At 44.5% G+C, this 13037-nt stretch carries 13 protein-coding genes; 1 reads left to right on the top strand and 12 read right to left on the bottom strand.

Translation table 11 applies throughout. From position 1 onward, the window contains the following. Positions 1–76: 76 nt before the first annotated feature. The 12 genes from ACGTNH_RS01415 to ACGTNH_RS01360 form a co-directional block, all read right to left on the bottom strand. Complete coding sequence (locus ACGTNH_RS01415; RefSeq protein ID WP_394584504.1) at positions 77–1360, bottom strand: GntP family permease; 1284 nt, start codon at positions 1358–1360, stop codon at positions 77–79. 28 nt (positions 1361–1388) lie between these two features. Then, positions 1389–2561, bottom strand: a complete 1173-nt coding sequence (locus tag ACGTNH_RS01410) for an acetyl-CoA C-acetyltransferase (protein WP_394584503.1) — start codon at positions 2559–2561, stop codon at positions 1389–1391. A gap of 15 nt (positions 2562–2576) precedes the next feature. Then, positions 2577–3347, bottom strand: coding sequence for a 3-hydroxybutyrate dehydrogenase (locus ACGTNH_RS01405; RefSeq protein WP_394584502.1), 771 nt, complete (start codon positions 3345–3347; stop codon positions 2577–2579). A gap of 20 nt (positions 3348–3367) precedes the next feature. Beyond that, positions 3368–4042: a 3-oxoacid CoA-transferase subunit B gene (locus tag ACGTNH_RS01400; protein WP_394584501.1), complete on the bottom strand. Its 675-nt coding sequence runs from the start codon at positions 4040–4042 to the stop codon at positions 3368–3370. 18 nt (positions 4043–4060) lie between these two features. Beyond that, a complete protein-coding gene (locus ACGTNH_RS01395; protein WP_394586101.1) occupies positions 4061–4756 on the bottom strand; it encodes a CoA transferase subunit A in 696 nt (231 codons plus the stop codon). A 226-nt stretch (positions 4757–4982) separates the two neighbouring features. Further along, on the bottom strand, positions 4983–6347 hold the full coding sequence (locus ACGTNH_RS01390) for a sigma-54 interaction domain-containing protein (protein WP_394584499.1): 1365 nt from the start codon (positions 6345–6347) through the stop codon (positions 4983–4985). A gap of 525 nt (positions 6348–6872) precedes the next feature. Beyond that, the gene (gene rbsB / locus ACGTNH_RS01385; RefSeq protein ID WP_394584498.1) at positions 6873–7805 is read right to left on the bottom strand and encodes a ribose ABC transporter substrate-binding protein RbsB; all 933 of its coding nucleotides are present in this window, start codon (positions 7803–7805) and stop codon (positions 6873–6875) included. 24 nt (positions 7806–7829) lie between these two features. Next, the gene (locus ACGTNH_RS01380) at positions 7830–8765 is read right to left on the bottom strand and encodes an ABC transporter permease subunit (RefSeq protein WP_394584497.1); all 936 of its coding nucleotides are present in this window, start codon (positions 8763–8765) and stop codon (positions 7830–7832) included. A gap of 3 nt (positions 8766–8768) precedes the next feature. Beyond that, positions 8769–10244 carry a sugar ABC transporter ATP-binding protein gene (locus tag ACGTNH_RS01375; protein WP_394586100.1) on the bottom strand — a complete coding sequence of 492 codons (1476 nt, stop codon included), beginning with the start codon at positions 10242–10244 and terminating at the stop codon, positions 8769–8771. Positions 10245–10285: 41 nt separating this feature from the next. Beyond that, a complete protein-coding gene (rbsD, locus tag ACGTNH_RS01370; RefSeq protein WP_394584496.1) occupies positions 10286–10681 on the bottom strand; it encodes a D-ribose pyranase in 396 nt (131 codons plus the stop codon). After that, positions 10678–11574 carry a ribokinase gene (gene rbsK / locus ACGTNH_RS01365; RefSeq protein WP_394584495.1) on the bottom strand — a complete coding sequence of 299 codons (897 nt, stop codon included), beginning with the start codon at positions 11572–11574 and terminating at the stop codon, positions 10678–10680. Before rbsK ends, rbsD begins: the two co-directional genes overlap by 4 nt. Next, entirely contained in the window at positions 11571–12569 is a 999-nt protein-coding gene (locus ACGTNH_RS01360) for a LacI family DNA-binding transcriptional regulator (protein WP_394584494.1), read from the bottom strand. The genes rbsK and ACGTNH_RS01360 overlap by 4 nt, the downstream gene beginning before the upstream one ends. A gap of 231 nt (positions 12570–12800) precedes the next feature. Between ACGTNH_RS01360 and ACGTNH_RS01355 the strand changes: the two genes are divergently transcribed. Further along, on the top strand, positions 12801–12941 hold the full coding sequence (locus ACGTNH_RS01355) for a hypothetical protein (protein WP_394584492.1): 141 nt from the start codon (positions 12801–12803) through the stop codon (positions 12939–12941). The last annotated feature ends 96 nt before the right edge of the window (positions 12942–13037 follow it).

The following is a 13037-nucleotide window of genomic DNA, read 5'->3' as shown; positions in this document are numbered from 1 at the left end:
CCTAGGGGTGAATCCGTCCCATTTATGTTCGAAACGATCAAAAATCACCTCCATCCGCAGACAGAGGTGACCTATTTTATAGAATGCCGATCGATGCTAGTAAAATGACAACAGCTACGGAAATCACAGGAATAAGCACTGCTACGATGAAAATATCTTTATAGCTGTCTTTATGGGTCATCCCCGTAATCGTTAACAGCGTTAAGACGGCTCCGTTGTGAGGGAGGGCATCCAGTCCTCCGGAAGAAAGCGAAGCAATCCGGTGAAAGGCTTCTGGACTTATTCCCGTATCCATTGCAATTTCATAGTATTTCGAACCTAAGGCTTCAAGGGCAATCCCCATACCGCCTGAAGCAGAGCCAGTGGCTCCAGCCAGGACGTTTACTGCGATGGCTTCAGAAATGAGCGGATTCCCTCGTACGCCCATAAGCACTTCGGTTAACTTATCAAATCCTGGAACTGCCCGGACAACAGTACCGAATCCAACGGCAGCACTTGTATTAATGATCGCAATAACCGAACCGCCGGCACCGCTGTTAATCGACTTTACGAACTTTTTAAACTTCGTAAAGTTTAAAACCATAATAAGCAGAATACCAGAAATCAACGCTACCACGATGTCCCAGTTAAATAAATTTAAAGTAATCAGTACAGTAAGCAGCGGCAGAATCGATAATAGAAAATGAGGAACTTTTTCTCCTTCTTCTACGAGATTGTTATCTTTAGGTTCTGTAAAATATTCCCCTTTGCTTGTAAGCTGTTTTTCACGCCAGCGTAAGTAAAAATAACCGCCGACCGCCATGACCAACGCTGCAATAACCCCCATGGCAGGAGCCGCCGTCGCATTGGTTCCAAAATACTCCATCGGAATTAAGTTTTGAATCTGCGGGGTTCCTGGAATGGCAGTCATCGTAAATGTAAAGGCACCAAGAGCCACCGTGGCCGGGATCAGCCGGCGTGTAATATTGGCTTCCCGAAATAGGGAAATGGCTAATGGGTAGACAGCAAATACAACTACAAACAAGCTTACTCCGCCGTAAGTTAAAACGGCTGCAGAAGCGAGAACGCCGAGAATCGCACGTTTCGTTCCTATTACTTTAGTTAAAGCAACAGCAACTGACCGTGCCATCCCCGTATCTTCCATCAGCTTCCCAAACACAGCTCCGAGCATAAAGACAGGAAACCAGTCTTTTGCGAAGCCGACGAAACCTTCCATATACGTATTTTTATAGGCATCGAGCAGGTCGAGTCCGCCTGTTAAAGCAACTACTCCTGCTGCGATCGGCGCCACCCAGATGATCGACCAGCCTAAGTAGGCGAGCGCCATCAGGACAGCAAGACCTAATAATATTCCGAGCATAGCTATTCCTCCTTTAGAAAATAGATCACTAGATGGCTTCCACGATCATCGCAATGCCCTGTCCGCCGCCAATACATAACGATGCCACACCGTATCTCTCGTTGCGCCGCTTCAATTCTTTGACGAGCGAATATAGAACTCTCGTGCCGCTTGCGCCAATCGGATGACCAAGAGCGACTGCCCCGCCATTGACGTTTACTTTCTTGCGATTCAGCCCCAGTTCTTTTTCTACAGCCAAATATTGAGCAGCAAAAGCTTCATTTACTTCCACTAATGCCATATCATCAAGGGTAAGGCTTGTTTTAGCTAAAGCATTTTTAATGGCTGATACGGGACCAATGCCCATGTAAGCCGGATCTACTCCAGCGAGGCCATAACTTATCACTTTTGCAATTGGAGCTAACCCCTTCTCCTCCACAAAGTCTTCACCAGCAACGACGACAGCCCCTGCACCATCGTTAATGCCGCTTGCGTTGCCGCCAGTCACTGAACCATCTTTCTTAAAAGCAGGCTTCAGTTTCCCGAGCGCCTCTGACGTGGTATCTTCTCGTATATGTTCATCTTCTTCTACAAAAAACGATCCTTTCCTCGACTTTACTTCCACCGCGGCAATTTCTTCAGACAGGCGTCCCCTTGCGGCAGCGGCTCGCTTATGACTGATAGCTGCGTACTCATCCTGGGCTTCCCGGGATATTTCATATTGCTCGGCTAAATTTTCAGCTGTCACACCCATGCCGCCGCCAATGTATTCGTCCGTCAATGCTGCCCACAGCATATCGTCTACTTTAGGCGCGGCCAGCTTTGTCCCAAAGCGGCTGCCTCTTAACGCGTGAGGAGCAAGACTCATACTTTCCACACCACCCGCCAGCGCCGCATTCCCATCTCCAAGCTGAATCGATTGAACGGCTGAAACGACCGATTGCAGTCCCGAGCCGCACAGCCGGTTCACAGCTAATGCAGGACTTGATACAGGGACTCCTGTTTCAAGTGCAATATGTCGAGCTAAATACGGCGCATTTTTCGCCGAGTGGATCACGTTTCCGATAATTGAAAAATCAATATCCGTGGCTTGAATACCGCTTCGATGGATAGCTTCTTTACTTGCGGTCACGCCTAGCGTTGTCGGATCCACATCTTTTAACGATCCTCCAAAACTTCCAAAAGCGGTTCGGGCACCTTCTAAAATATATACATCCTTCATAAAAATCCTCCTTTATTATTGAGCGGTATAGCCGCCATCAATGACGACGGCTTGTCCTGTAATCCCTTTGGCCTTTTCACTCGCTAAGTACAATGTATAATCCGCAATTTCCTGAACAGCTAATAAACGTCTCTGAGGCACTAACGGATAAATAACTTCTTCGAGTACTTTTTCCATTGAAACATTGCGGTTCGCTGCCAGATCTTCCAGCTGGTTACGTACAAGCGGCGTATCCACATATCCCGGACAGACTGCATTCACCGTAATGCCGTGCTCCGCTCCTTCTAGCGCAGTTACTTTGGTTAAGCCAATGACGCCGTGCTTTGAACTGTTGTATGCAGCTTTACCTGCAAAACCGATCAAACCATTGATCGATGCCATATTAATGATTCGTCCAAAGCCCTGTTTTTTCATAATCGGGAATACGTGCTTCGTCGCCATAAATGGAGCGACTAGCATTACGTTCGTAATGAACTGGAACTTCTCCGTTGGAAATTCTTCTACAGAAGCGACATGCTGGAGACCCGCATTGTTAATTAATACGTCAAGCCTTCCATAATGCTGAACGGTTTGATCAATCGCTGCTTTTAACTCCTTTTCATTCGTGACATCACACTTCACACCGATACAGTCAAACCCTTGATTTTGCAGCTCATTTGCCACTTCATTCACTTTTGTTTCATTAATATCGCTGAAGGCCACGCTGGCTCCTTCCTTCGCAAAAGCGACTCCGATTTCATAACCAATCCCGCTGGCTGCTCCTGTAACGAAAATCGTTTTCCCCATCTCTAACCCCTCCTCGTTTTTTAAAAAGATGTCTCCCATAAGTTGGGATGGACGCGCAGGCCAGCTTCTGTTGACTGCTTAATTTCTTCAACGGTCCACCCTTCAGCAGCCTCGACTAATTCAAGTCCTGTCTCCGTGACATCAATAACCGCACGCTCGGTAATGATCCGGTCAACCACTCCCTGTCCGGTTAATGGCAGGTGACATTGCTTTAATATTTTCGGCTCCCCATGTTTGTTTACGTGATCCATAATGATCACGATTTTCTTTGCACCGTGAACGATGTCCATCGCGCCGCCCATGCCTTTAATCATCTTGCCTGGAATCATCCAGTTCGCCAGGTCTCCCTGCTCTGATACTTCCATGCCTCCAAGAATGGCAAGATCCAGATGCTCCCCCCGGATCATGGCAAAAGATTCGGCACTGCTGCAGTAAGAGGCCCCTGGAGATGCCGTTACCGTTTCTTTTCCTGCGTTAATTAAGTCTGGGTCGACTTCCGACTCATAAGGTGAGCGTCCGATGCCTAACAATCCATTTTCCGATTGAAGTACAACGTCTTTGTCCTCCTGGATATAATTCGCCACCATCGTCGGCATGCCAATGCCTAAATTTACATAGTAACCGCTTTCAATTTCCTGCTCAGCTCTTCTTGCAATCTTTTCTCGAACGACTGCTTTATCCAATTTTACTGCCATTAAAATTCCCTCCTCTTATTATGCCTCTGCTCGAACGGTAAGACGTTCAATCCGCTTTTCCTGCTCTCCTTCAATTAACCCCTGCACATAAATGCCCGGTGTATGGATATGCTCTGGGTTGAGTTCACCAGTTTCGACCAACTGTTCCACCTCAGCGATTGTTAACTTACCCGCTGCTGCCATCATCGGGTTAAAGTTTTGTGCGGTTTTGTTATAAATTAAATTGCCGTAACGGTCTCCTCTGGCAGCCCGCACCAGGCTGAAATCAGCGCGCAATCCAGTCTGCAGAAGATAGTCCTTTCCATCAAACGTCCGTACTTCCTCCCCTTCGGCCAGCGGGGTTCCGACGCCGGCAGGGGTATAAAATGCCGGTATTCCTGCTCCCCCTGCACGAATTCGTTCAGCCAGCGTCCCTTGAGGTGTAAGTTCAACTTCAAGCTCTCCTGCCAGTACTTGACGCTCGAATTCTTTATTTTCACCTACATAAGAGCCAATCATCTTGTCGATTTGTTTATTTTTCAACAGCAGACCGAGCCCCCAGTCGTCGACACCGCAATTGTTTGAAATAATGGTTAAATGCTTCACTTTCGATGCCACTAAAGCTAAAATTAAATTTTCCGGTATCCCTACAAGACCGAAACCTCCCACCATAATCGTTGAATAATCTTTGATTTCACTTACAGCTTGTTCAAATGATGGATAAATGGTTTTCATCATCTATTCACTCCCTTCACTTTTATATATGCAAGAATCATGCCAACTTCAAAAACAGCCGTGAACACAGATAGACAAGGACTATAATCATTCGACAAGTCCAACCCGCTTTCCGAAATCGTGGAAAGCAGGATTATTTTTGCGAATCCAATAATGAAAACCCTTACAACAACAAAAAAAGAAACCATTCCAGCATATTGGAATAGTTTCCGGCTTTCTGGAATGGCTATAATTGATACTTTTTCACTTTTTCATAAAGACTGGATTTCCCAATTTGAAGAGCTTTAGCAGCTTCCGCCTTATCTCCGTCAACTCTCTTTAAGGTTCGCTCGATTGCCTGCTTCTCTGCTTTCTCAATCATTTCCTTAAGACTGTCTCCCTCTTCAAACGTGTAGGTTTTCTTTTGAATATGGTCAGGTAAGTCCTCGACTTGAATCATCTCTGTATTTGTTAAATGAACGGCCGCTTCAATCACATTTTCAAGTTCTCTGACGTTACCGGGCCACTCGTACTGCTGCAAGCACTGGTACACCTCTCGATGGAAATCAATGACGCGCTTACCCATTCGTTCTGTTACTTTTTGCAGTAAATATTTAGACAGCACACGCAAATCTTCCGGCCGCTCCCGAAGAGGAGGAATTTTTACTTGCACGACATTTACACGATAAAATAAATCCTCTCTAAACTGCTGGGATTGAATCAGCTTCTCAAGCGACTGATTGGTCGCCGCAATAATCCTTACATCAATCTGCTCCGGCTTTACTGCGCCGACGGCTTCAACTTCCCCTTCCTGAAGCACACGCAGGATTTTCACTTGCGCATGAAGCGGCATATCTCCGATTTCATCTAAAAATAGCGTACCCCCATTCGCAAGCTGAAACTTACCGGGCTTTCCTCCCTTTTTCGCCCCGGTAAAAGCTCCCTCTCGATAGCCAAACAGTTCAGATTCTAGTAAATGCTCGGGAATCGCCGCACAGTTCACCTTAATAAAAGGCTTGGTGTGGCGTTCACTCAGCTGATGAATGCTGTGCGCAAACAACTCTTTCCCCGTGCCGCTCTCCCCTCTCAGCAAAATAGACACATCACCAGGAGCAAGCTTCATTATCTTATTTTTTAACTTGTCCATTTCAGGGGAGCTGCTCACGATATCATGCAAAGTATACGTCGCGCCATTTTGATCATTCATTTGCTTGCGGTACGCTTCAAGTTCCAGCAGTAATGCTTTTATATGACTGTTCATTTTAAGCCATTCTTCCGTGTCACGAAAAAGCACCATGCCAAGTGCCCCTACAATATTTCCATCTGAACGGAGAGGGATGCGGTTTGCGACCATATATTTGCCGCGAATCTCCTGCAAATCCGCCATTTCCTCTATTCCTGAATCTGCCACGATGTGCATTCTCGTATTATCAATCACTTCTGTGACATGCTTGCCCTTTACTTCTGATTTATCCAACTCGAGAAAGCGGCAGTAGCCTTCATTCATATAGGAAATGTATCCTTCGCGATCTACTATAACAATGCAGTGATTAGCGTTACCGAAAAAGGTTTCAAAAATATCATCTTTATAATCATCTAATATCGATAACATATAAGCCCACTCCTGTGTTAACGTTTTCATTGTTCTTCTATTAAGAAGTCTATCACTTTTCGGGTGCTTCTTCTATATCATGAAAGATTTCGACAAGAGTTATAGAATTATCTTAAGTCATTAATAAAAAGACACCCGGTTTGGATGCCTTTTAGATTGTAGAGAAACTCCACCTTTTCTTTTAAAAGTACGGCAAAAGGCTGCGGGAAATGGCTCGCTTACCACGGGCGTGCGGTGAGGTTCCTCCCATACCTTTCCCTTCGCCTTCTCTCCAGTTTTGTACTCTTTCAGTTTATAAAGGTTAAACTCTAATTAAGAAAGACCTGACAACTATTCGAATTGGATTGGGTCTTTCTGTATTTAGCAGTCAACGCTTCGTCAACATACTTCGCTTTCCTGTGGGGTCTTCAGACTCGTGCTGTTCCCGCAGGAGTCTTCGTATGTTGACTACGCTGCAAAATATACATTTTGAATGAACGTTAATTATGCGTCTTTTCAGAGTTAAAAGCCAAACCTTTCCACGTGCTATTCTGTAATCATCTCAAGCTCAACTGGTACAAATTCTTCTACTTCTTCGCCCCCGACTACTTTTGCAGCTGTAGTAATGGCTTCTTCGCCTATTAATTCAGGCTGCTGGGCAACTGTTGCGTCCATTCGTCCTTCTGAAACCGCATCCCGTGCGTCATCGGTTGCATCAAACCCTACAACTACGACTTCATCAGCTAGATTATTGGATTCAAGCGCTTCAATTGCACCTAACGCCATTTCGTCGTTATGAGCAAAAACCGCATCGATTTCACTGTTGCTTTGAAGTATATTCTCCATTACATTAAGGCCGTTCGAACGATCAAAGTCAGCAGACTGCTGTGCCACTACTTCGATGCCATCCATCTCGTCCACGATATTGTGGAAACCTTCTCCCCGCTCACGTGTTGCGGAAGCTCCGGAGATTCCCTCTAGTTCAACAACGTCCCCTTCTTCCTCCATTTGTTCTGCAATAAATTCTCCCGCCATTTCGCCGCCTTCCACATTGTCTGAAGCAATATGTGTAGCTACTTCTCCCTCATCGGCCGTACGGTCCACAGTAATGACTGGAATATCCGCACTATTCGCAGATTCAATGGCAGAGGAGATCGCTGAAGAATCAGTTGGGTTGACTAATAAAACATCAATATCCTGCTGAAGAAGGTCTTCAATATCACTAATTTGCGAAGCAGAATCATCCTGAGCATCTGCCGTCGTAATTTCATAACCCGCTTCTTCTGCAGCCGCTTCTGCCCCGTCACGCAGCGATACAAAGAATGGGTTGTTCAATGTGGAAATTGACATCCCTATTTTGATGGACTCACCTCCATCACCGGATTCATCGTCTGAAGAGCTGCCCGGGCTTTCTGTAGAACAAGCTGTCATTACCAATACTAAGCTAACAAAGCCAATCGTTTTCAACCATTTTTTCATGTTACTTTTCCTCCTTATAATAAATTATTTGGATCTGCGATCGAGCACAACAGCCAGCAGAATGACTCCGCCTTTTACAATCTGCTGATAAAATGAGGAAACGTTTAATAGATTTAACCCGTTATCGAGCACCCCTATAATCAACGCTCCTATTAACGTACCGGTGATCCATCCTCGCCCTCCCGTAAGGCTTGTCCCACCGAGAACAACAGCAGCAATGGCATCTAATTCATACATCGTGCCTGCTGTGGGCTGTGCGGAGTTTAACCGGCTCGTGAGGATAATGCCTGCCAATACCGAAAGCATACCTGTAATGGAATAAACCCAGATTTTTACGCGGTCAGCTCTTATCCCCGATAAAATCGAAGCTTCTTCATTACCCCCTACTGAATAAACGTGTCGGCCAAACACTGTATTTCTTAGAATAAAAAACAATACGCCAAAAGCAATCAACATTAAAATAACGGGAAAAGGAATACCAAATACATAGCCTTTACCAATCATTTCAAAGGAGAAGCTGTCAGAAAGACCTGTAATAGGGCGGCCTTCGGTATAAACGAGAGTAGCTCCACGGAAAATCGTCATGGTCGCTAATGTTGCTATGAAAGGAGCCACTTTTCCTTTTGTAATAATCAGGCCGTTCACAGCCCCCATGAGTAAGCCAGCCAATAAACCGATAAAAACTGCTAACATAGGATCCATACCGCTTGAGAGCATGCCTGCGGTAAGTGCACTCCCAAAGGCAAGAATAGAGCCGACGGACAAGTCGATTCCTCCTGTTAATATGACGAACGTCATTCCAAAAGCAATCAGTGCATTAATGGAGATCTGCCTTAACAGATTTAATATGTTGTTCAGCGTAAAAAAGCTGTCGCTCGTAAAGCCGAGGATGACCACAATGAGGATCAGCCCTATTAAAGGACCAAGCTGTGATAGATTATTTACTATTTTTTTCTTCATCCGTTATTCACCTCCTGTAGCAGCATGCATGATCTTCTCTTGATCTGCTTCGCTTTTGTTAAAAATTTTCCTCACTGTTCCTTCATGGACGACCATGATTCGGTCGCTGACTCCGAGGACTTCCGGTAATTCAGAGGAAACCATAATAATGGCAACGCCCTGTTCAGTTAATTGATTCATAATGGTATAGATTTCTTTTTTGGCTCCAACATCGACGCCTCGAGTAGGTTCATCTAATATAAGCAAGCGCGGTTGAATCCCCAGCCATTTAGCAATGACCACTTTCTGCTGATTTCCTCCACTTAAAGATTTAACCTCCTGTTCACGACCCGTTGTACGAACGTGAAGCTTTTTAATTAAATCATCAACTAACTCATTTTCTTTTGAGTTTGAAATCCAGCCGTTTTTAGAAACCGTTTTCAAATTTGTTAAGGCCACGTTCTCTCGAATGGATAAGTTAAGTACGAGTCCTTCATCTTTTCGATCTTCTGTAATGAATCCTATGCCAGCTCTTATCGCGTCACGTGGATGTGTTATATTTAACGGCTTGCCATCAAGAAGCAATTGTCCTTTGGATTTTTCAGCTGAACCAAAGATTGTTTCCATAATCTCTGTACGTCCTGCACCCATCAGCCCTGCCACACCCAGAATTTCTCCTTCTTTGACTTGAAAGTTTATTCCTTCAAACCAATCTTCCCTTGCTAAATCTTTAACCTCTAATAATGTTTTGCCAATCGCACCAGATCTCTCAGGAAAACGCTCACCTAGTTCTCTGCCGACCATCATTTTTACAATCTCATCAAAGGAAGTGTCTTTTGTTTGTTTTGTGCCAATGGATCTGCCATCTCGCAACACCGTAATTCGATCACATATTTGAAATATTTCTTCCATACGATGGGAGATGTAGACAATGCTCACCCCTTGTTTTCGAAGCGACTCAATGACTTTAAATAAACTTGTGATTTCCCGATCCGTTAAAGCGGCTGTTGGCTCATCCATAATAATCATTTCTGCATTTGTTGAAATCGCTCTGGCAATTTCAATCATCTGCTGCTTCCCGACAGATAATCTTCCAGCTGTTTCATTTGGGGATATATGGTCTACGCCCAGACGTTTTAAGTTTTCGAACGTTTGAATATGCATCTCTTTTTTTCGCAGGATCCCTGTTTTGCCAATTGCTCGTTCTTTTCCTAAAAACATATTTTCAGCCACCGTTAAGTGAGGGATGATATTTAATTCTTGATGAATGACGACAATGCCTTGCTTTTCAGCTTGTTTCGGGTGGGAGAATTCAACCTCGTTCCCCTTTACAGTAATCATGCCGTTGTCTCGCGGATGAATGCCTGTTAATACTTTGACGAGGGTCGACTTTCCCGCTCCGTTCTCACCCATTAACGCATGGACTTCTCCCGGTTGAACGGAAAAGTTCACTTTCTGTAATACATGGTTGCCTGAAAAGGATTTATCAATTTCCCTCATTTCTATAAGCGGCTCTTCATTCAAATCACTCACCCCATTTCTTAAAAAATCACTCCTGCATGTAAAATAAAATTAGAATAAGGCGTTGCTTCTCCCGTCCTAATAACGGCCTTTGCATCTTTTGCTGCTTCCTTCAACTCCTCATGGGGAACTTTGAGCACATTACTAGAAGTAAAATCATTCTGCATTTCCATAAATATCCGCTTATTATTTCGTTCCATTTCTTCAGCTACCGTTACGGCTTCTACTTCCATATCTTCAAGCAGTGTTCTTACTACTTGCAGCACACCGGGTGTTCCGAGGGAAAGCGAAACGTCAATACATTTCGTCTGGTCAGGAACAGGCAGGCCGCAATCTGCAATGACAATTGTATCTGTATGTCCCAGTCGTGCTAAAACATGAGCGATCTCTCGATTTAATACCCCGTGCTTTTTCATATTTCGTCTGACCTTTCTATGATGAAGTTTTCAACCCCGCTTAACGTCGGCATGCCTCCCTGTGCCCCTTTCTCAGTTACAGACAAAGCAGCTGCTGCATTCGCAAAGGAGACGGCTTTCTTTAGGGAAATGCCTTTAGCAAGCTGAGTCGCTAATGCTCCATTAAACGTATCTCCAGCTCCTGTTGTATCTTTAACCAGTACAGAATAACCAGGAATATTCACTTCTTTTCCATTGATATAGAGGGAAGACCCTTGTTCACCCTTTGTTGTAATCCACTTCTGCAATAAATCATCATCAATGAGATCCTGTTTAAAAAGTTCAGCTTCCAGCGCATTTGGCGTCATATAATCCACTTGATTTAAAATTGATGACGGCAAAGGCTGATAGGGAGCAGGATTTAATATAACGGGAATACCTGCCTCTTTAGCAATAGTCACCACATAAGAAATGGTGTCAAGCGGGATCTCCATCTGCAGGAGGATGACGTCGCTTCCTTCAAGGGCTGACCTGTGCCTTTCTACGTAGGAAGGTGTAACTGAGCGATTCGCTCCTGGAGCAACGATTATCCGGTTATCGTTGTTGGATAATATAATGGTAGCGGTTCCCGTAGATTGTTCCCCGATGAGTTCCGTTGATGACGTATCTATTCCCTCTTTCTGAAGGTGTTCCTTTAAGCTGATGCCGAACACATCGTGCCCGACAGCTCCCACCATTTTAACGTCACTTCCTAATCTTGCTGCTGCGACAGCCTGATTTGCTCCTTTTCCACCCGGATACGTAGCAAAGCTTTCACCTAATACCGTTTCTCCCTGGTTAGGTATGACAGACGTTGAAACCGTTAAATCCATATTAATACTGCCGACTACACATACCGTAGGTTTTTCGTTCATTCCTGATTCTCCTTCTTTTTCCGAGTCGAATCTCGTTCAATAAGCTTCACGGAAAATTCTTCGACTAACGTCTTAGATTCATTTTGTTCGACTTGATGAATAAGTATTTCTGCGGCACGTGCCCCAATTTCATAAATAGGCTGAGCCATCGTCGTTAATGCAGGTGAGGTGGTCTCTCCAAGTTTGATTCCATCAAATGAAATAATGGAAAGTTCCTTTGGTACGGACAGCCCTAAAGATTCTGCTGCTTTGATCGCTCCTACTCCCATTAGATCATTGGCTACAAATAAGCCATCAATTTCAGGGTGTTTTGTTAAAAGGGATTCTGTCGCTTTTTTTGCCCCTTCAAAATGATATTCTCCCTGTTCAATCCATTCAAAGCTAAACCATTCCTCCTTTTCCACTACATCCAAGTAACCTTTTAGCCGCTGCCTCGCATTACTTACGTTCTCGGGCCCCGCCACATGAGCGATTCTTTGACAGCCGAGACCTTTTAAATACTGAACGGCTTCTTCAGCCCCCTGCCGGTTATTTACAGTTACGGATGATATATTGGAATGGATAATACGGTCCAACGCCACGGCAGGTATATCAAAACTTTCAATGTATTCGGCCGTCATTGTACTTGAAACAATAATGATTCCATCCACCGACTTTTGCTTTAATGCGTCTAAATAAGCCATTTCCTTCGTAAGATCATCATCTGTATTACATAAAACAAAGGTAAATCCTTGTTGTTTGGTCATATCTTCTACTGCACGTGCCAGCTCCGGAAAGAAAGGGTTCATAATATCCGGAACAAACAAAGCAATCATCTTCGAGCGTCCTTTAAACAGACTGCGCGCTACATCATTGGGGCGGTAATTCAGCTGTTTAATTGCTGCAGCCACTTTTTCTTTTGTATGATTCGACACATAACCATTTCCATTAAGAACACGGGAAACCGTCGCAACTGAAACTTCAGCTAACTTTGCTACATCTTTAATCGTGGACATTTCGGCCAATCACTTCCCTGTTTTCATACATGTGTAACCCGTTACATATTACTTAAAAAAATATTAACCGTACATATGTAACCCGTTACACACATGGTAAAGCGCTTTCATTCCGTTGTCAACCTTTACTTTTCAATCATTTATAGTTGTTTCGCTTCCTAATTGGGCTCAACAACTAAACAAAACCCCCATCCACTACTCAAGGAAATATATCAAAGGGAGTGTGATTTTATGTACAATCCATACTGGCGGAACGGTCACCCTGGTTCTTATCATTATCAGTCGACTTCTCCATCGAACGCTTCCGGTGCCCGACTTTTCAGCCTTATTACCATGGCCTGGAGTCCTGCAGAGACCGGTGCTTTCGATTAGGGTATAGACCTGGAACTATGGAATGGAGAAATTGCATCCATGGCTGCATGGGTAACTAATAAACCGGAAAGGCTGAACCATTGAGCACCATTACAG

Source organism: Halobacillus sp. B23F22_1 (assembly GCF_043497005.1).
Taxonomy (GTDB): Bacteria; Bacillota; Bacilli; order Bacillales; family Halobacillaceae; genus Halobacillus_A.
The sequence above is the reverse complement of the archived record's forward strand: the minus strand, read 5'-3'. Positions and strand labels throughout refer to the sequence as shown.